The following is an 18,528-nucleotide window of genomic DNA, read 5'->3' as shown; positions in this document are numbered from 1 at the left end:
TGCCGCGCTGTATAACTGTTCGCACAGACAGGAAAGGTGTGAACAGCCATGAGAGACCAGGCTCTTTTCGACAAGATCGATCTGCACCTCATCAGGGTGCTTCACACCGTGCTGACCGACCGCAGCGTGTCGCGGGCGGCCATCCGGCTGGGCATGTACCAGCCGGCGGTGTCGGCGGCGCTGAAGCGGCTGCGCGAGCTCTCGGGCGATCCGCTGCTGGTGCGCTCGGGCTCGGGCATGGTGCCGACCGACGCGGGGCTGCGCATGATCGAGCCGGCGGCCAGCATCCTGCGCGCGGCGGAAATGCTGTTCTCGGATGCGCGCGGCTTCGATCCGCAGTCGGCGGCCACCACCTTCCGCATCGCGGCCAGCGACTACATGGACCCGCTCTTCCTGCCCATGCTGGTGGCACAGGTCAAGCGCGACGCACCGCTGTGCCAGATCGAGATCCATGCGCTTTCGCCCGACTCCGACTACCACGGGCACCTGGCGCTCGGCCAGGTCGACCTGGTGATCGGCAACTGGCTCAAGCCGCCGGAAGACCTGCACATGGCGCGGCTCTTCGGGGACGACGTGGTCTCGCTGGTCAACAAGGACCATCCGGCGGTGCGCCGCGGCTGGGACCTGGAGACCTGGCTGGCCGCCGAGCACATCGCGCCCACGCCCATGCATCCGGGCGGGCGCGGCATCATCGACCAGATGCTCGACGAGCTGGGGCGGCAGCGAAACATCACGGCGCGCTGCGCGCACTTCGGCCTGATTCCCGACATGGTGGCCTCCAGCCTGCTGGTGCTGACCACCGGGCGCCAGTACTGCGAGCGCTTCGCCTCGCGGCTGCCGCTGAAGATTCTCGAATGCCCGGTGGCGCTGCCGCGGCTCATGTACTACCAGCTCTGGCACGAACGCACCCATTCGTCGAGCTCGGCGCGCTGGCTGCGCGAATGCATCAAGGAGGTGGCGGCGTCGCTGCGGCCTCCGGTTTCCGCCATACCGGGTCTATCCGACGCCGTCGCGCGTCCGCCCGCCGCACCTGAAACCTCGGATCCCTGAGAAATCCCCGTTCGCGCCGGCGTCGTGAGCGGGGTCAACGATGAAACCGCCACTACAACAGCTGGAGACAAGCGAATGAGTACGTTTGAACAGGCGCCGAAAGGCGCCGAGCCCCGCGCGCCGGGGCATGTCGAGTCCGCGCGCCCGCGTGCGGCTGTGGGCAGCGCAAGCGGCTCGGGTCTGCTTGAACGCCTGTTCAAGCTCGACGCGCACAACACCACGGTGCGCACCGAAGTCATCGCGGGGCTCACCACCTTCCTGACGATGGCCTACATCATCTTCGTGAACCCGTCGATCCTCGGCGACGCGGGCATGCCGAAGGGCGCGGTCTTCGTGGCCACCTGCCTCATTGCGGCGCTGGGCACGCTCATCATGGGCCTGTACGCCAACTACCCGATCGCGATGGCGCCGGGCATGGGCCTGAACGCCTACTTCTCCTACGTGGTGGTGCTGGGCATGGGCTACACATGGCAGGTGGCGCTGGGCGCGGTCTTCATCTCGGGCTGCCTGTTCCTGATCGTCACGGTCACGGGGCTGCGGGAGCTTTTCATACAGGGCATACCGCAGTCGCTGCGAACCGCGATCACGGTGGGCATCGGCATGTTCCTGGCGCTCATCGCACTGAAGAGCGCGGGCGTGGTGGCCGCTTCGCCCGCCACCTTCGTCACGCTGGGCGACCTGCATTCGGCGCCGGTGATCCTGGCGACGCTGGGCTTCCTCATCATCGTGGCGCTGGACAAGCTCAGGGTGCGAGGCGCGATCCTGATCGGCATCATCACCGTGACGGTGCTGTCGTTCTTCTTCGGCGGCAACAAGTTCCACGGCGTGTTCGACGCGCCGCCGTCCATCGCTCCCACCTTCATGCAGCTGGACATCCTGGGCGCGTTGAAGGGCGGCATCCTGAACGTGGTGCTGGTGTTCTTCCTGGTCGAGATGTTCGACGCCACCGGCACGCTGATGGGCGTGGCCAAGCGCGCCGGCCTGCTGGTGCCGGGCAAGATGGAGCGCATGAACAAGGCGCTGCTGGCCGACAGCGGCGCGATCTTCGCGGGCTCGCTGCTCGGCACCTCGAGCACCACGGCCTACGTGGAAAGCGCTGCCGGCGTGCAGGCGGGCGGCCGCACCGGCCTCACGGCCGTGGTGGTGGCGCTGCTGTTCCTGGCCTGCCTGATGATCTCGCCGCTGGCGGGCTCGGTGCCGGCCTACGCCACGGCTCCGGCGCTGCTCTTCGTGGGCTGCCTGATGCTGCGCGACCTGGTCGAGCTCGACTGGGAAGACACCACCGAGGTGATCCCGGCCGCGGTGACCGCGCTGGCGATGCCTTTCACCTACTCGATCGCCAATGGCCTGGCCTTCGGCTTCATCACGTACGCCGTGCTGAAGCTGTGCACCGGGCGGGCACGGGAAGTGCATGCGATGGTCTGGGTCATCGCAGCCGTGTTCCTCTTCAAGTTCGCCTACATCGGCGGGCATTGAAGCAGTGAGCTGAGCGGAGCGCCGTCGGGCGCCGAGGGTGCGGGGACACGCTATTAAACTGATAGCTGTTCCCGCTTTGTTGCTGATGAACGAGACAAATCCACGAAACCCGGCATGACAACCCCCAGACTCCAGCTCGCGAACATCACCAAGCGGTATCCCGCGGTGGTGGCGAACAGCGACATCTCCTTGAGCGTCGCGCCCGGCGAAATCCATGCCGTGCTCGGCGAGAACGGCGCCGGCAAGTCGACCCTGATGAAGATCATCTACGGCTCGGTGAAGCCCGACGAAGGCACGGTGATGTTCGACGGCCACGCCGTCAACCTGCGCAACCCGCAGCAGGCGAGGGCGTTGGGCATCAGCATGGTGTTCCAGCACTTCAGCCTGTTCGACACGCTCACCGTGGCCGAGAACGTCTGGCTGGGCCTCGACAAGTCGCTGCAGCTGGCCGAGGTCACGCGCAGCATCACCGCCAAGGCAAGCGAGTACGGCCTCGACATCGACCCGGCGCGGCCTGTGCACACGCTGTCGGTGGGCGAGATGCAGCGGGTGGAGATCATCCGCGCGCTGCTCACCAACCCCAAGCTGCTGATCCTCGACGAGCCGACCTCGGTGCTCACGCCGCAGGCGGTGATCAAGCTCTTCGCCGTGCTGAAGAAGCTCTCGTCCGAGGGCTGCAGCATCCTCTACATCAGCCACAAGCTGCACGAGATCCAGGAGCTGTGCAGCGCCTGCACCGTGCTGCGCGGCGGCAAGGTGACGGGGGTGTGCAATCCGCAGAACGAGAGCACGCAGTCGCTGTCGCGGCTGATGATCGGCAGCGAACCGCCGCCGCTGCAGCACCGGCCGGTGCACGCGGGCGCGGTGGCGCTGCGCGTCGACAGGCTGTCGCTGGCGCGCGAGGACCAGTTCGGTGTCGACCTTGACGGCATCTCCTTCGAGGTGCGTGCGGGCGAGGTCGTCGGCATCGCCGGCGTGTCGGGCAACGGCCAGAAGGAATTGCTCTACGCGCTGTCGGGCGAGGACGTGCGCGCCGAGGCGCCGATGGTCCGCGTGTTCGACAAGCCCGCCGGCCGGCTGCGTCCGCGCGCCCGCCGTGCGCTGGGCCTGCATTTCGTGCCCGAGGAGCGGCTGGGCCGCGGCGCGGTGCCCACGCTGGGACTCGCGCACAACCTGCTGCTCACGCGCGGCGAGGCCGTGGGCCGGGGCGGGTGGATCAGCACCGGCGCGCTCGAGCGGCAGGCCAAGGCCATCATCGAGCGCTTCAAGGTCAAGGCTGGCGGGCCGAAGGCGGCGGCGCGCTCGCTCTCGGGAGGCAACCTGCAGAAATTCATCGTCGGGCGCGAGATCGACGCGAACCCGAAGCTCTTCATCGTCTCGCAGCCGACCTGGGGCGTGGACGTGGGCGCGGCCGCGCTGATCCATGCCGAGATCCTCGCGCTGCGCGACGCGGGCTGCGCCGTGCTGGTGATCAGCGAGGAGCTCGACGAGCTGTTCAACATCAGCGACCGGCTGCACGTGATCGCCAAGGGGCGCCTGTCGCCTTCGATCGACCGGGCGGCTGCCACGCTGCCGCAGATCGGCGAGTGGATGAGTGGCTTGTGGCAGGGCGCGCAAGGCGCCGGCAAGACCACGGAGGCGGCCCATGCTTAAGCTCGAACCGCGTCCGGAGCTTTCCCGCTTCTGGAGCTATGCCTCGCCGATCCTGGCGCTGCTGATCACCGTGCTGATCGGCGTGGCGCTGTTCGCCGCGCTCGGCAAGGACCCGGTCAAGGGCCTGCTGGTGTTCTTCTACGAGCCCATCAAGAACGGCTACGCCATCGGAGAACTGATGGTGAAGGCGACGCCGCTGCTCATCATCGCGCTGGGGCTGGCGGTGTGCTTCCGCTCCAACGTTTGGAACATCGGCGCCGAGGGGCAGTTCGTGTTCGGCGCCATCGCGGCGGGCGGCGTGGCCCTGCTGGCCGACAAGAACACGGGGCAGTGGATCGTCGTGGCCATCCTGCTGGCGGGCATCCTCGGCGGCATGGTGTGGGCGGGCATCGTGGCGCTGCTGCGCGACAAGTGCAACGCCAACGAGATCCTGGTGAGCCTGATGCTGGTCTACGTGGCCACGCTGCTGCTGGGCTACATGGTCTACGGGCCGTGGAAGGACCCGCACGGCTACAACTTCCCGCAGACCAAGACCTTCGAGGCGGTCACGCAGATTCCGCGCCTGTTCAAGGGCTCGCGCGTGAGCATCGGCCTGGTGATCGCGCTGGTGGGGGCGGGGGCGCTGTGGGTTTTCCTGTTCCGCACGCGCGCGGGCTTCGCGCAGCAGGTCGGCGGACTGGCGCCGGCGGCCTCGCGCTATGCCGGCTTCTCGGCGCGGCGCGCGGTGTGGATCGCGCTGCTGACCTCGGGCGCGGCGGCCGGCCTGGCCGGTGCGCTCGAAGTGGCCGGGCCGCTCGGCCAGCTCACGCCCTACGTGCCGGCGGGCTACGGCTTCGCGGCCATCATCGTGGCCTTCGTCGGGCGGCTGCATCCGGTGGGCATGATCTTCTCGGCCATCCTGATGAGCATGTTCTACATCGGCGGCGAGCTCGCGCAGTCGCGGCTCGGCCTGCCGAAGTCGCTGACCGGCGTGTTCCAGGGGTTGCTGCTGTTCACGCTGCTGGCCTGCGACACGCTGATCGCCTACCGTATCAAGCGCAAGGCGGCTGCGAAGGCTGCTTCCTCCATGACCACCGCCTCGCTGCAGGCGAGCACGCCCATTACCGCACCCGTCGCGCGTGCCACCGAAGGGAGCAACTGACCATGGAAAGCTACGCACTCCTGCTGGGCTCGACCCTGAGCGCGGGCACCGTGCTCGCCATCGCGGCGCTGGGCCTGCTCATCAACGAGAAGGCCGGCATCGTCAACCTCGGCGCCGAGGGCATGATGCTGTGCGCCGCCATCGCGGGCTTCGCGACGGTCGTCGTCACGCACAACCCCTGGCTGGGCTTTCTCGCCGGCATGGCGGCGGGCGCGCTGCTCGCGGCCTTCTTCGGCGTGCTGGTGATCTGGCTCAACACCAACCAGTACGCGACGGGCCTCGCGCTGAGCCTCTTCGGCGTGGGCTTCTCGGCCTTCGCCGGCATCAGCTTCGTGCAGGCCAAGCTGCCGGAAAGCGCCTCGTATGCCATTCCCGTTCTGGGCGACCTTCCGCTGGTCGGGCCGGCGCTGTTCCGCCATCACCCGATGGTGTATTTCGCGGTGGTGCTGACCTTCGCGCTGATCTGGTTTCTCTACCGCACGCGCGCCGGCCTGGTGCTGCGCTCGGTGGGCGAATCGCCCGAGTCGGCGCATGCGCTGGGCTATCCGGTGCGGCGCATCCGCTTCATGGCGGTGATCGCGGGCGGCGCGCTGTGCGGGCTGGCGGGCGCGTACCTCTCGACCGTCTACACGCCGCTGTGGGTCGAGGGCATGGTGGCCGGCCGCGGCTGGATCGCGCTGGCGCTCACCACCTTCGCCACCTGGCGGCCGGTGCGCGTGCTTCTGGGGGCCTACTTGTTCGGCGGGGTGTCGATGCTGGGCTTCCACCTGCAGAGCAGCGGCGTCGACGTGCCGGCGCAGTTCCTCAGCATGCTGCAGTACATCGCGCCGATCGTGGTGCTGGCGCTGATCTCGCGCAACCCGGCATTCATCCGCGCCAACATGCCGGCTTCCATCGGGAAACCGTTCTACCCCGGCTCATAATCGCGTTTTTCGTTTTCCCGCCAACCTGTCCTTTTGAGGATTTCCGACAATGAATGATCTGAACAAGCGCTCCCTGCTCAAGCTGGCCGCCCTCACGGCGGTCGCTTCGGCGGCCCTGATCGGCTGCGGCAAGAAAGAAGAAGCGGCAGCACCGGCCGCGGCACCCGCGCCGGCCCCGGCACCCGCCGCTGCGGCTCCGGCCCCGGCAGCGCCGCTGAACATCGCATTCGCATACGTCGGCCCGGTTGGCGACGGCGGCTGGACCTTCGCGCACGACAACGCACGCAAGGCGCTCGAGAAGGAATTCGGCGACAAGATCAAGACCACCTTCGTCGAGAGCGTGCCCGAGGGCGCCGACGCAGAGCGCGTGTTCCGCGACATGGTCGGCCAGGGCAACAAGCTGATCTTCGGCACCACCTTCGGCTACATGGAGCCCATGCTGAAGGTCGCGGCCGACAACAAGGAAGTGAAGTTCGAGCACGCCACCGGCTACAAGACCTCGGACAACATGCGCACCTACGACAGCCGCACGTACGAGGGCGCGTACATGGCCGGCATCATTGCCGGCTCCATGACCAAGAGCAACACGCTGGGCGTGGTCGGCTCGGTGCCGATCCCCGAAGTGCTGCGCAACATCAACAGCTTCACGCTGGGCGCGCAGTCGGTGAACCCGAAGATCACGACCAAGGTCGTTTGGGTGAACGAGTGGTTCAGCCCGCCGAAGGAAACCGAGGCAGCTACCGCCCTCATCAACGGCGGCGCCGACGTGCTGTTCCAGAACACCGACTCGCCGGCCGTGCTCAAGACCGCGCAGGAAAAGGGCAAGCGCGCCTTCGGCTGGGACTCGGACATGACCGCCTACGGTCCCAAGGCCCACCTGGCGTCGGCCACCATCAACTGGGCTCCGTACTACATCAAGGCCACCCAGGAAGCCCTGGACGGCAAGTGGGCCACCGGCCAGGCCTGGTGGGGCGTGAAGGAAGGCGCGATCGACCTCGTCTCCATCGCCGAGGACGTGCCGGCCGAGACCAAGGCCAAGGTCGAGGAAGTGAAGAAGGGCCTGAAGGACGGCAGCTTCGTGATCTGGAAGGGCCCGATCCTCGGCCAGGACGGCAAGGAAGTGGTCGCCAAGGACGCGGTGGCCGACGACAAGTTCCTCTCGGGCGTGAACTTCTACGTCAAGGGCGTGGAAGGCAAGGTGCCGGGCGGCGACAAGAAGTAATCGCAACGGACAGGGCGCTCTGCGCCCCGGGCCATCATGGGTAACGCCGTGATGGCTTTTTTTTGCCCGAAGGAATGGGAGGGAAAGAAAAAATGGCTTCTGCAGTGGGGGGGGTCTTTCGACGGTGCGCGGCGCGTCTCGGCGCGCTGCTTGTCGCGGCCGGCATGGCTGGCGCGGCGTGGGGAATGGATGCCGCCGAGCGGCGCTCGATACTCGACGCGGCGCGCCCGGTGGCGGCGCGCGATGCCGGGCAGCCGGTGAAGATCAAGGTCGATGTCCTGAACGTGGATACCGGCTGGGCAGTGCTGGTCGGCGAACTGGTCTCGCCGTCGGGCGGCTCGCCCGATTGGGAGAAGGCCGGGCAATGCCATCCGGCCCTGGACAAGATGCTGTGGGTGGTCCTGAAGAAATCCGCGGGTGCATGGAAAGTCAGGCACATCGACATCTGTGCCAGCGAACCTCCCTACTGGTATCTCGACAGCCTATACGGGGGCCTCGTCTGGCCCTGCGGTGTTTACGCTGGCCTCGACGCCGGTTCGGAGGACGGGCCCCTCGAAAAACAGTGCCGGGCGCAGAGGGTGCGCCGTCGCCCGTGACCGGCGCGCCGCCTGTATCGCTGCGCGTATACACCGAAAAGTTCTAACAGCCCGCACGTGTTGCGGGTTTTCTTTTTTTAAGGGGTTACCTACCTGAAACCTCCCAGCCTCCGCTAAAGTAACAATTAGTGTCACTATTGCGTACCGTCGCAGGGCGGAACGCAGCCCGAGGCAAGTCCCGGAGGACCATCAACGCTCCATCACGACGAGACTGAAATGCAGGACGCAGTCACCAATCCCACGCACGCGGCGTCGCAGCCGAACTTGTCCGATTCGCTGGAGATCCCGGGCTACGAGTTGCTGGAGGAGCTGGGCGCGGGCGGCTACGGCACCGTGTATCGCGCGCTGCAGAAGAGCACGGGCACCGTGGTCGCGATCAAGGTCGTGAAGCTGCAGGTCGGCAGCCAGCGCGTGGCGCGCTTCCATCGCGAGACCAAGCTCTGCGCCTCGCTGCACCACCCGCACATCGTGCAATTGCTCGACAAGGGCGAGCAGGGCCCCAGCGTCTACGGCGTCTTCGAATACGTGCCGGGAGAAACGCTCACCAGCCTGATCCGCCGCAAGGGCTCGCTGACGGCCACCGAAACCGGCCACCTGATGGCCGAGGTGCTCGACGCGCTGGACTGCGCGCACAGCGCGGGCATCGTGCACCGCGACCTGAAGCCCGACAACGTGATGGTCACGTTCACCGGCGCAGTCCCGCACGCGAAGGTGCTCGACTTCGGCATCGGCACCGTCATTCCCTCGAACAGGGGCGACGAGTTCCCCACGCTCACGATGACCGACGAGGCCCTGGGCACGCCGGCCTACAGCGCGCCCGAGCAGCTGCGCGGCGAGCCGCCCGGCGTGAAGTCCGACCTCTACGCGTGGGGCCTGATGTTCATCGAGTGCCTCACCGGTGCGCCCGCCATCCGCGGCGCCTCTGCGGCCGAGATCCTTCACCAGCAGCTGAGCCCGCAGGAGGTGCAGCTGCCCGCCGAGATCGCCGGCCATCCGGTGGCTTCCGTGCTGCGCCAGGCCCTGAGGAAGAAGGCCGCCGACCGTTGCGATTCGGCCGCCACGCTGCTGGCCGAACTCGGCCGCCTGCGGCTGGACGACCTCGTCGGCGTGCTGCGCTCGGCCAAGCAGGCTCAGGACGACGCACTGGCGCAGACCGTCATCACCACGCGCGGCTTCTCCGAGAAGCGCCAGCTCACCGTGCTGTGCTGCAGCGTCTCGGTGTGGCCCGACGCGGCCGACGACGAGAGCGCCGACGACGCCTTGCCTTCCGACATCGAGAACCTCGAGCTGCTCCAGCGCAACGAGCTGGCGCTGTTCTCCGAGACCGCCACGCGCCGCGGCGGCCTGCTCGCGGGCACGCTGGGCGACCGGATGATCGTGCTCTTCGGCTACCCGCACGCCAGCGACACCGACGCGCGGCAGGCCGGCAGGACGGCCATGGAGCTGATCGCGCTGAGCCGCCAGCGCTCGGCCGCCATCGAGCAGGAGCACGGCGTGCACCTCGGTATCCGCATGGGCATGCACACCGGCATGGCGATCGTCGCCGCCGGCGAGATCCCGTCGGGCCATGCCGTCAACGTCGCGGTGCGGCTCGAAGGCGTGGCCGACACCGGCACGCTGCTCGCGAGCGAGAGCAGCTACCGGCTGCTGAGCCGCCACGCGCGCTTCGACAAGGCCGGCACCGTCACGCTGCCGGGGCAGTCCGGCGGCGTCCAGACCTACCGCCTCGGCGGCGAACAGCAGGCACCGGCGTCCGACGGTTTCGCCGAGCAGGCGCTGCACAAGGCCTGCATCGGCCGCGAGCCCGAGCTGCAGCAGCTGCGCTCGGCCTGGGCCCAGGCCCGCGAGGGCCAAGGCGGCGCGGTGTGGATCCGCGGCGAGCCGGGCATCGGCAAGTCGTGCCTCGCCGACGTGCTGCGCGATCAGGTCGCGAAGGAAGGCCTGCAGACCGTCATTGCGCAGTGCCAGCCCGAGAACCAGAACAACGCGCTCACGCCGTTCCTCGCGCTGCTGCGCCAGCGACTCGACGCAGCCCCCGACGCCGCCTCGCCCGATGCGCGGCGCGAGTACCTGCGCGAAGCCCTGCACGCCGCCGGCTGCGACGGCGAGGCGGTGCTGCCGATCTTCTGCGCGTGGCTTTCGCTCCCGCTGGGCGACCGCGCGCCGAGCCAGATGTCGCCGCCGATGCAGAAGGCGCTGCTGCTGCAGTCCACCGCGCAGTGGCTGCTGCACATGGCCGAGTCGGCGCCGCTCCTGCTGCTGCTTGAAGACGTGCACTGGGCCGACCCCACGACCATCGAGTTCGTCGAGCAGCTGATCGCGCAGCTGCCGCAGCGGCGCGTGCTGCTGGTGCTGACCGCCCGCCCCGAGTGGGTGAAGCCCGACGCCGTGCAGGCCGAATGCATCGAGGTGCGGCGGCTCGAAGACACCCAGGCCGCCGAGCTGGCGCGCCAGGCGCTGGCGCCCAGGGTCGTCGCGCCGCAGGTCATCGACAACGTGGTCGCGCGCACCGACGGTGTGCCGCTGTTCATCCAGGAGATGGCGCGCATGATGCTCGACGCCTACCTGGTCGAGAAGGACCACGTCTGGGTCTTCAAGGACACCGCGCAGCCGGCCGCCATTCCGGTCACGCTACGGGACTCGCTGGTCAGCCGCTTCGACCGCCTGGGCCCCGTCAAGGGCCTGCTGCAGCTGGCGGCCACCATCGGGCGCCAGTTCGAGGCCGAGCTGCTGTGCGCCTGCTCGGGCAAGACCGCCGAGACCATGGACCGGGACATGGCCGTGCTGCTCGACGCCGGCCTCGTCGCGCCGGCCGGCCTGCCGGGCAGCTTCATCTTCCGCCACGCGCTGATTCGCGACACCGCCTACGAAAGCATGCTGGTCGCGCAGCGCCGGCAGCTTCATCGCAACGTCGCGCAGACGCTGATGGACAGCCAGCCGCAGCACGTGGCGAGCGAGCCGGGCAGCGTGGCCCAGCACTGGGCCGACGCGGGCGAGCATGCGCAGGCCGTGGCGCTGGCGGTGCGGCAGCTGCGCATCACGCAGCACCGCTCGCTCAACGACGAAACGATTTCCTACGCCCAGCACATCGACAGCTGGATGGCGCACCTGGAAGGCGAGGCGCAGCGCGAGGCGCGGCTCGACGTGAACAGCTACGTCACGCAGGCGATGATGAACAAGTACGGCTGGGCGCACGCGCAGGTGGTCGATCGCATCGCGCTGTCGCAGGAGCTCCTGTCCGACGAGGTGCCCCGCGAGAAGCAGGTGCAGCACCTGTGGACGCTGATCACCTTCCACCACGTGGCGAGCAACCGCGCCGAGGTGCAGCAGCTGAGCAACCGGCTGCTCGACCACGCCACGCAGCAGCAGGACCAGGGCGTGTTCGTCGCGGCGCAGACCTACCTCGGGCTCGCGCACTATTCCGACGGCTACTTCGAGCGCGCCGAGCAGTCGCTGAGCGACGCCATCGAGGGCTACAACCCCGAGGCCCACGCGCACCACGCCGCCGACTTCGGCTTCGACACCCGCGTGTGGGCGACCACCGGGCGCGCCCTGGTGCGCTGGTTCGCCGGCCACGACGCGGCCGCGCGCGCCGACGCGACGAACTCCGTGCGCTGGGCCCGCGAGATGTCGCACATCCCGTCGCTGAGCATGGCGCTGCTGTACCAGAGCCTGGGCCACCAGGCCCGCAACGACAAGGCGCGCGCGCTGGTGAGCACGGGCGAGCTGCTGGGCATCACGCAGCGCTACGGCCTGCCGGCGTTCCAGGGCTACGCGGAAATCATCCGCTGCTGGGCCACCGGCGACGTCGACAGCATCGCGCAGGCCGACGGCTGGATCCAGGCGCTGTGGGGCATGGGCTGCCGCTATTGCCAGACCTACTACCGCGCCTTCGCCGCCGACACGCTGGCCGCCAACGGCCGCTGGAACGAGGCGCTGGAGCGCATCGACGAATCCCTGCGCCTGACCGACGAGCTCAAGGAAGGGCTCTACCGCTCCGAGCTGCACCTGCAGAAGGCCCGCTACCTGCAGGCAGCCGGCGGCGATCGTGAGGCCGTGGCTGCGTGCTTCGCGAAGGCTGCCGAAGTGGCGCGCGAAGGCGCCAAGCACAGAACCGAATACGAGGCCCTGGCGGCGTTGCAGGCACTGGCGGATTCCGCCGCGCCCGACGTTGCCGCGCGCCTGAAGGATCTGGCCGCGCTGCGGCCGGAATTGCCCGCGCGCATGCCCGTGCATGCGCCAATTTCTTCTTGAACCAAGGATGAAGTCACCATGACCTTTCAAAGCCAAGCCGGCGAACCGTTGCTCGAATTCCGCCTTGCCTACCTGCGGGCCATTGCCAAATCGTGGCAGGACGACGCCTACCGTCGCACCTTGCTCGATGCGCAGGACATCCAGCCGCTGCTGCACGAGGACTTCGCCCTGCCGACGCAGTGGCCGATGCTCGACGTGAAGCTCTTCCAGAGCCCCGATCCGGACCAGCGCGCCGAATGGAAGCCGATGCTGACGGCCGGTTGGGTCGGCCCCGACGATTCCTTCGTCATCGTGCTGCCGCAGGCGCCGTCCTCGCTTGCCACGGAAGCGCTGGCCGCCTACTACCAGCTATTCCCGAACTTCATGGGCCCCGCCGCCGGCTTCGAGCCGCCCTCCGGCCTCCTGGGTGGCGCGCTGCCCACCGGCCTGGGCATTCCCGGCGGCGGCGATGGTTCGCTGCTGGCCTTCGGCGGCGTGGTGCTGCGCGCGATCGCACTCGCATGGCAGTCGCCCGAGTTCTTTTTCGACCTCACGCGCAACCCCGATGCCGACAAGGCGCCCGTGATCAGCCAATGGCTGGGCTACAACAACCCGTTCAACTTCAAGATCCTGTTCACGACCAATTCGGCCTTCACCTGGGATGCGGCCACGGGTGTATGGAACCTGAAGAACGCCAACGGCACGCTGATCAAGAACAGCATCGTCCTCAACTACCCGACCGCGCCGGTGGAAGAGAACCTGCGTCCGATCGCGCTGACCTCGTACAACAACACGGGCGACGCCTATCCGTTCACCTGCTGAGTCAGCGGCCGGCCACCAAGGGCCGGTAGAAGAAGCAGGGGCGGGGAGCGCGCTGCAGGGCGCGATGGCCACGCTCCTGCTGACCCTGGCCGCGCGCGCCCGTTCGGGCAGCGTGGCCGATGCTTCGGTGTTTTCCGATCCCGAGGCGCGGCGCATCGCGGCGTCGCTGCCTTTCGACATCTCGGGCTACGCGGCGGACGAGGCCTTCGTCAGGAGCATCGTCCTGCGCGCCGCCTTGTTCGACCGTTTCGCGGCCGAATTCCTTTCCGCCCATCCGGACGCCCTGTGCATCTCGCTGGGCGCCGGCCTCTGCACGCGGCGCAGCCGTCTCGACGCAGCCCTGGTGGCGCGCTCGAGCTGGCTCGACATTGATCTGCCGGATGCCGTCGAGCTGCGGCAGCGCCACATCGCGCGCGCCGAAGGCGAGAGCGAGCTCGCATGCTCGGTGCTCGACCCGAGCTGGCTCGACGCCGCCGGCCTGCCCGGCGAACGCCCGGTGCTCGCGATGCTGGAGGGCGTGTGCCCCTACCTGCCGCAGGCCCCGCTGGAGGCCCTGCTGCGCAGCCTCGCCGGGCGCTTCGAGCATGCGAAGACCCCGTGCGTCCTCGTGCTCGACCACGTCCATCCGGTGCTCGCGCGCCAGTCCATGGCCGTGGGCGGCATGCGGCTGCCGGTGGTGTCGGGCTTCGAGAACGCGGCGCAGATCGCCGGCCTGCATCCGTCGATGCGGGTGCTGTCCGAAGACCACATCTACGCGCAGTTCTCGGAACGCCACAGCCTGTTCGAAGCGGCGTTCCGGGCCACGACGGGGGCCTGGCCCTACGGCGTGGTGCGTCTCGGGCTGGGTCCGCAAGACGACGAAGGCGATGAAGGCGATGAGTGAGGGCCCGGGCAAGGGCGCCCCGCCCGATTTCTTCGGCAACGTCTTCCGCTGGCACGACAGGTTCCTGCCGCCCGTGGTGCTGCGGGACCGCGTGCTGCTGGCGAGCGAGAACGACCTGCTGGTGCTCGGCTCGCCGGGCGTGATGGCCGTCGAGCGCGTGCTGCGCGAAGGCATGAGCCTCGAGGCGCATTGCCGTGCCGAGGGGGCGGCCGCGCCCCTCGCGCAGATGCTGCATGCGCTGGAGGCACTGGCGCGCCAGGGGCTCGTGCGGCCCGCGGCGACGGACGGTGCCGACTTCCATTTCGTGCCCGATTATTCGAAGGAGCATGCGCGCACGGCGCTTTCCGGCGACGTGGACGTCGTCGTGCTGTCGGGCGCGGTGAGCGGCGAGGCGGCGAGCCGCTGGGGACAGGCCCTGTCGCAAGGGCTGCCCGGCGGCACCGGCCTCACGCTCGTATTCTGCGACGACTACCTCGACCCCAGGCTCGGCACCATCGATGCGCAGCAGCGCGCCTCCGGTCGCGCCTGGCTGCTGGTCAAGCCGACGGGCGAGCAGGCGATGGTCGGCCCCGTCTTCAGGCCGGGCGCGACGCAGCCCGGCCCGTGCTGGCATTGCCTCGCTCACCGCTGGCTCAGGAACCGTCCGGCGCGCGCCTGGTGGCAGGCTCGGCACGGCAGCCCCGACATCGGACTCCCGGTACGGGCAGATGCCGGGCTGGTCGGCGAGCGGCTCGACCGGCTGCTGCCCGCCGCGCTGCGCATCGTCGCCCACGCGGACGAGGCGCAGGTCGAGGTGCTCGATTCGCCGCAGCCGCACCCCGTAGCCACCCGTCCGCAATGCCCGCACTGCGGAACGCCGGGGATGGTCGCGCGGCGGCAGCGCGAGCGCGTCGTGCTGGCGCCGGGCCTGCCCACCGCCAGCCACGACGGCGGCTGGCGCACGGTGCCGGCCCCGGTCACGGTGGAGCGGCTCATGCGCCACGTCAGCCCGCTGAGCGGCGTGATCGCGCGCATCGTGCCGCTCAATGCGGAGGCCGAGGGCGCGCTGACGGTCTATCGCAGCGAGATCTCCAGGACGCCGCCGACCGGCGACGACGAGCTTCCCGGTGTGCTGACCCAGGTGTGCCTGGGCAAGGGCATGTCGATGGCCCAGTCCCGCGCCAGCGCGCTGTGCGAGGCGGCCGAGCGGCATGCCGCCTTCTTCCAGGGTGACGAGGCGTGGGTGATCGCGCCTGCGTCGGAACTCGACGCGCGCTGCATCGAGCCGCAGGCGCTGGCCGTCTTCAGCGAGCGGCAGCGCGCCGGGTTCGATATCCGCAAGCCGCCGCACGCCGTGGCCCCGTCCGCTGCCCGGCAGCAGCAACAGCTGCCTTCCTGGTGGACCCCGGCCTGGTCGCTGACGGCCGATGAGCGCCGCTACCTGCCGCTGTCCTTCTGCTTCGCCAACGCGCCGGCGCAAAGCCAGTTCCACGTGAGCTGGACTTCGAACGGCTGCGCGGCGGGCAACACGCGCGAGGAAGCCATCCTCCAGGGCTTCCTGGAGCTGGTGGAGCGCGACGCCGCCGCCGTCTGGTGGTACGGCCGGGTGCCCAGGCCGGCGGTCGACCTTGGCGGCCTGCCGGACGAGATCCGGCAGCGCATCGAACGCACCTGCGGCCCGCGCTGGGAGCGCTGGGTGCTCGACATCACGCACGACTTCGGCATTCCGGTGGTGGTCGCCGTCGGCCGGCACCTCGACACGGGCGCCTGGGCCATCGGCTTCGGCTGCAGCCCCGATCGCTCGCTGGCCTGCGAGCGCGCGCTCACCGAAATGAGCCAGCTGATCGCGGCCGGCAAGACTCTTGCGGTTCAGGCCGACGAAGGCGCGGAGGAGGGCGCGCCGCCGGCCTTCCTCATGCCGGCGGGCACGGCCGGAGCCGCGACCTTCGAGTCTGCCGCGCCTGGGGAGAGGACGGACATCGCCGCCGAGATCCTCCGGTGCGTGGGCATCGCCGCCTCGCTCGGCCTGGAAACCATCGTCCTGGACCACACCCGCCCCGACGTGCCCCTGTGCACGGTGAAGGTGGTGGTGCCGGGGCTTTGCCATATCTGGCCGGAGCTTGGCAATCCGCGCCTGTACCGCGTGCCGGTCGACCTTGGATGGCGCGACACTCCGGTGCGTGAAGCCGACCTGAATCCGCAGGCGCTTTACGTCTGATATCGCGAAGGAGAAGAAAAGATGGCCATCTTCAGGAACAAGCTCGACCGGCGACCCACCGTGCTGCGGCCGGTGCATGCCTTCGGTCGCCGCGCCTCGGTGTGCCAGACGGTGCTGCAGGCGCCGGACGTGTCTCAGGTCCACGCGCTCGTGCGCTGGAACAGGCACACCTGGGAAATCGTCGACCAGAGCCGCAACGGCACCACGATGAACGGCGAGCGCCTCGCCAGCGGCCGTTGGACCGCGCTGTCCGCGGGCGCCGAGATCCGCATGGGCGTGGGCGACGAGTCGGTCTGGATCGCCGACGATCTGGCTCCGCCGGCCACCTGCCTCTTTCCCGTCGAGGGCGCCGGCGCCATGGTGTCGCTGAGCCTGCGCGAGAACCTGCTGCCGGACGACCAGCAGCCCGAGGCGAACGTCTACTTTCAGGACGGCAAGTGGATGCTGGAGCACATCGACGGCATCGAGCACCTGGGCGACGGCGCCATGGTCCGCACCTCGGGCAGCACCTGGGAGTTCGTGCTGTGCGACGACCTGGCCTTTACATCCGAGAACCCGATCGCCGCCCCGGCGCCGGCGGCGGCGGACGTGGCGCTGCACTTCGACGTCAGCCAGAACGAGGAGCACACGAGCCTGAACCTGGTGGCCGAGGGCAAGTCGGTGCCGCTGGGCGAGCGCATCCATCACTACACCCTCGTCACGCTGGCGCGCCTGCGCCAGAAGGACGCCCAGAGAGGCCTCGCGCCGCAGAGCCAGGGCTGGATCGGGCTGGACGAGCTGTCGCGCATGCTGGGCGTGGAGCCCTCCTACGTGAACATCCAGATCTTTCGCGCCAAGCACCAGATCCTGAATGCGCTGCCGCCGCACCTGGCGGAGCCGCCGCTGGTCGAGCGGCGCCGCGGCAACGTGCGCCTCGGTAACTACCCTTTCGAGATACGTGGCGGGGCGCAACCTCTGTAATCTTCTGTAATTCCGTTCATCCCCTGCACTCCCTAGAGTGACAGCACTCCGGAGCCATCGTGGCCCGGACTGTCAATCACTTGCTTGTGGGAAGTTGCCATGGGAATGATCTACTCCGTCGCGGTCAACAACCATGCGAGCCATCCGGGCTGCTTCATGGTGTTCCAGAACGACCCGACGCAGTTGGCGCCGAACGCGCTGTCGCTGGCCTGGTTCGTCAGGTACTCGAACCCGGGCCCGAACTCCCGCGTCAAGTTCCAGTGGAGCGTCGACACCGGCTTCTCCTGGGCCGAAACCGGCGAGCTGCAGCCCGGCGCCCAGTTCACGCCCACCGAGACCTACGTGCCGAGCGGCCCGAACAACAAGATCACGCTCGACTGCAATCGCACTTACCGGTTCATGAACGCCACGCAGGGGCCCGAGCAGTCGCGCTTCTATCTGGCGCAGTCGGCGGGCATCCCGGCCCGGTCGGCGGCCGCCGTGGGCGTGACCATGGGAGGCAGCACGGTGTACGCGGTGCAGGCGCGTCCCAACCAGAATCTGGTCATCGCGCCGCATCCGAAGTACTTCCTCGCCTACGGGGACTACCAGGAAGGCGACGTGATCGACGCGAGCTCGATCAACAACCCGCTGGAGCTGCGCTACCCGCCCGGCGTCTACGCACTGACCACGACGCTGAACGCGGACGACACCTGGGACCAGCCGGAGAGCCTGGCCCATTCGAACGCGAGCCGCCTGCGACTGCTCGCGGCCTGAAATTACTGCTGTCACACCTCCCGGTTCCGTTGAGGACGACGACCATGAGACCAACACGCCATGCTGCAAACCATCATTTCCCCATTTCTCGCGCCGCGTCGGTTGTTGCCAGCGAACTTGCGGAGTCCGGCCATGTGCCCGCAGCAAGCCGCGGTTGAACGGGTCGCGATGCGGCGCGTGTTCATGGTGCCCCCGGGCGCGCGCCTGGAGGATCCGGACGTCGACTGCCTGCCCATGGCCGAAGCGGTCTGGGAGCGCGGCTACACGCTCGTGATCGACGAGGTCAAGCGCGGCCTGCTGCAGGACTTCTGGAAGAACTACTACGGCGCCTCCGCCGAGATGGCGATGTCTGGCAACCGGCTGATGGAACTGCGCAAGGACATCATGGCGATCACGCCCGACTGCCTGGGCGAGCCGGCCGTGTTCCAGTTTCTCGTGCAGCTGACCCGCATGTGCGTGCGCGCGTACAGCGTGCAGGGCACGCTGCAGGTAATCGCAGAATAAATAGGCTCTCCCCCCAGGCTTCGCGCACTTCGTGTCGCTGCGCCAACCCCCTCGCCGGGGGGCGACACCGGCGGCCCGGCGAAGCCGGTTCCGCGGTGTCCCGCGAATGGGG

At 68.7% G+C, this 18,528-nt stretch carries 14 protein-coding genes; all 14 read left to right on the top strand.

Translation table 11 applies throughout. The features are described 5' to 3' along the window. Positions 1–48: 48 nt before the first annotated feature. A complete protein-coding gene (locus tag ABL840_RS29410; protein WP_093199808.1) occupies positions 49–1,050 on the top strand; it encodes a LysR family transcriptional regulator in 1,002 nt (333 codons plus the stop codon). Positions 1,051–1,125: 75 nt separating this feature from the next. Continuing rightward, complete coding sequence (locus tag ABL840_RS29405) at positions 1,126–2,526, top strand: NCS2 family permease (RefSeq protein WP_093199811.1); 1,401 nt, start codon at positions 1,126–1,128, stop codon at positions 2,524–2,526. Positions 2,527–2,640: 114 nt separating this feature from the next. Then, on the top strand, positions 2,641–4,179 hold the full coding sequence (locus ABL840_RS29400; protein ID WP_093305519.1) for an ABC transporter ATP-binding protein: 1,539 nt from the start codon (positions 2,641–2,643) through the stop codon (positions 4,177–4,179). After that, on the top strand, positions 4,172–5,320 hold the full coding sequence (locus ABL840_RS29395) for an ABC transporter permease (RefSeq protein WP_093199815.1): 1,149 nt from the start codon (positions 4,172–4,174) through the stop codon (positions 5,318–5,320). The genes ABL840_RS29400 and ABL840_RS29395 overlap by 8 nt, the downstream gene beginning before the upstream one ends. Positions 5,321–5,322: 2 nt before the next feature. Further along, the gene (locus tag ABL840_RS29390) at positions 5,323–6,243 is read left to right on the top strand and encodes an ABC transporter permease (RefSeq protein WP_093199818.1); all 921 of its coding nucleotides are present in this window, start codon (positions 5,323–5,325) and stop codon (positions 6,241–6,243) included. 49 nt (positions 6,244–6,292) lie between these two features. After that, a complete protein-coding gene (locus ABL840_RS29385; RefSeq protein ID WP_093199820.1) occupies positions 6,293–7,465 on the top strand; it encodes a BMP family ABC transporter substrate-binding protein in 1,173 nt (390 codons plus the stop codon). A 92-nt stretch (positions 7,466–7,557) separates the two neighbouring features. Beyond that, positions 7,558–8,061, top strand: coding sequence for a hypothetical protein (locus ABL840_RS29380; protein ID WP_093305517.1), 504 nt, complete (start codon positions 7,558–7,560; stop codon positions 8,059–8,061). 216 nt (positions 8,062–8,277) lie between these two features. Beyond that, a complete protein-coding gene (locus ABL840_RS29375; RefSeq protein WP_093305515.1) occupies positions 8,278–12,315 on the top strand; it encodes a TOMM system kinase/cyclase fusion protein in 4,038 nt (1,345 codons plus the stop codon). An 18-nt stretch (positions 12,316–12,333) separates the two neighbouring features. Then, entirely contained in the window at positions 12,334–13,116 is a 783-nt protein-coding gene (locus tag ABL840_RS29370) for a BMA_0021/BMA_0022 family TOMM bacteriocin (RefSeq protein ID WP_093305513.1), read from the top strand. A 64-nt stretch (positions 13,117–13,180) separates the two neighbouring features. Continuing rightward, positions 13,181–13,999, top strand: a complete 819-nt coding sequence (locus ABL840_RS29365; protein ID WP_093305511.1) for a class I SAM-dependent methyltransferase — start codon at positions 13,181–13,183, stop codon at positions 13,997–13,999. Further along, the gene (locus ABL840_RS29360) at positions 13,992–16,196 is read left to right on the top strand and encodes a TOMM precursor leader peptide-binding protein (RefSeq protein ID WP_176947573.1); all 2,205 of its coding nucleotides are present in this window, start codon (positions 13,992–13,994) and stop codon (positions 16,194–16,196) included. The genes ABL840_RS29365 and ABL840_RS29360 overlap by 8 nt, the downstream gene beginning before the upstream one ends. A 21-nt stretch (positions 16,197–16,217) precedes the next feature. Then, positions 16,218–17,156 carry an FHA domain-containing protein gene (locus ABL840_RS29355; RefSeq protein ID WP_093199835.1) on the top strand — a complete coding sequence of 313 codons (939 nt, stop codon included), beginning with the start codon at positions 16,218–16,220 and terminating at the stop codon, positions 17,154–17,156. A gap of 99 nt (positions 17,157–17,255) precedes the next feature. Beyond that, on the top strand, positions 17,256–17,912 hold the full coding sequence (locus ABL840_RS29350) for a hypothetical protein (protein ID WP_256228401.1): 657 nt from the start codon (positions 17,256–17,258) through the stop codon (positions 17,910–17,912). Positions 17,913–18,044: 132 nt separating this feature from the next. Further along, on the top strand, positions 18,045–18,416 hold the full coding sequence (locus ABL840_RS29345) for a hypothetical protein (protein WP_418116048.1): 372 nt from the start codon (positions 18,045–18,047) through the stop codon (positions 18,414–18,416). Positions 18,417–18,528 lie beyond the last annotated feature (112 nt).

Origin of the sequence: Variovorax sp. NFACC27, assembly GCF_048301545.1 — a bacterium.
GTDB classification, from domain to species: domain Bacteria; phylum Pseudomonadota; class Gammaproteobacteria; order Burkholderiales; family Burkholderiaceae_C; genus Variovorax; species Variovorax gossypii.
The sequence above is the reverse complement of the archived record's forward strand: the minus strand, read 5'-3'. Positions and strand labels throughout refer to the sequence as shown.

Excerpts from the sequence above, each read along its gene's own strand:
- ABL840_RS29385 (WP_093199820.1), top strand. The coding sequence starts at position 6,293 with ATGAATGATCTGAACAAGCGCTCCCTGCTCAAGCTGGCCGCCCTCACG.
- ABL840_RS29355 (WP_093199835.1), top strand. The coding sequence starts at position 16,218 with ATGGCCATCTTCAGGAACAAGCTCGACCGGCGACCCACCGTGCTGCGG.
- ABL840_RS29400 (WP_093305519.1), top strand. The coding sequence starts at position 2,641 with ATGACAACCCCCAGACTCCAGCTCGCGAACATCACCAAGCGGTATCCC.
- ABL840_RS29395 (WP_093199815.1), top strand. The coding sequence starts at position 4,172 with ATGCTTAAGCTCGAACCGCGTCCGGAGCTTTCCCGCTTCTGGAGCTAT.
- ABL840_RS29360 (WP_176947573.1), top strand. The coding sequence starts at position 13,992 with ATGAGTGAGGGCCCGGGCAAGGGCGCCCCGCCCGATTTCTTCGGCAAC.
- ABL840_RS29405 (WP_093199811.1), top strand. The coding sequence starts at position 1,126 with ATGAGTACGTTTGAACAGGCGCCGAAAGGCGCCGAGCCCCGCGCGCCG.
- ABL840_RS29410 (WP_093199808.1), top strand. The coding sequence starts at position 49 with ATGAGAGACCAGGCTCTTTTCGACAAGATCGATCTGCACCTCATCAGG.
- ABL840_RS29390 (WP_093199818.1), top strand. The coding sequence starts at position 5,323 with ATGGAAAGCTACGCACTCCTGCTGGGCTCGACCCTGAGCGCGGGCACC.
- ABL840_RS29375 (WP_093305515.1), top strand. The coding sequence starts at position 8,278 with ATGCAGGACGCAGTCACCAATCCCACGCACGCGGCGTCGCAGCCGAAC.
- ABL840_RS29350 (WP_256228401.1), top strand. The coding sequence starts at position 17,256 with ATGGGAATGATCTACTCCGTCGCGGTCAACAACCATGCGAGCCATCCG.
- ABL840_RS29345 (WP_418116048.1), top strand. The coding sequence starts at position 18,045 with ATGTGCCCGCAGCAAGCCGCGGTTGAACGGGTCGCGATGCGGCGCGTG.
- ABL840_RS29370 (WP_093305513.1), top strand. The coding sequence starts at position 12,334 with ATGACCTTTCAAAGCCAAGCCGGCGAACCGTTGCTCGAATTCCGCCTT.
- ABL840_RS29365 (WP_093305511.1), top strand. The coding sequence starts at position 13,181 with ATGGCCACGCTCCTGCTGACCCTGGCCGCGCGCGCCCGTTCGGGCAGC.
- ABL840_RS29380 (WP_093305517.1), top strand. The coding sequence starts at position 7,558 with ATGGCTTCTGCAGTGGGGGGGGTCTTTCGACGGTGCGCGGCGCGTCTC.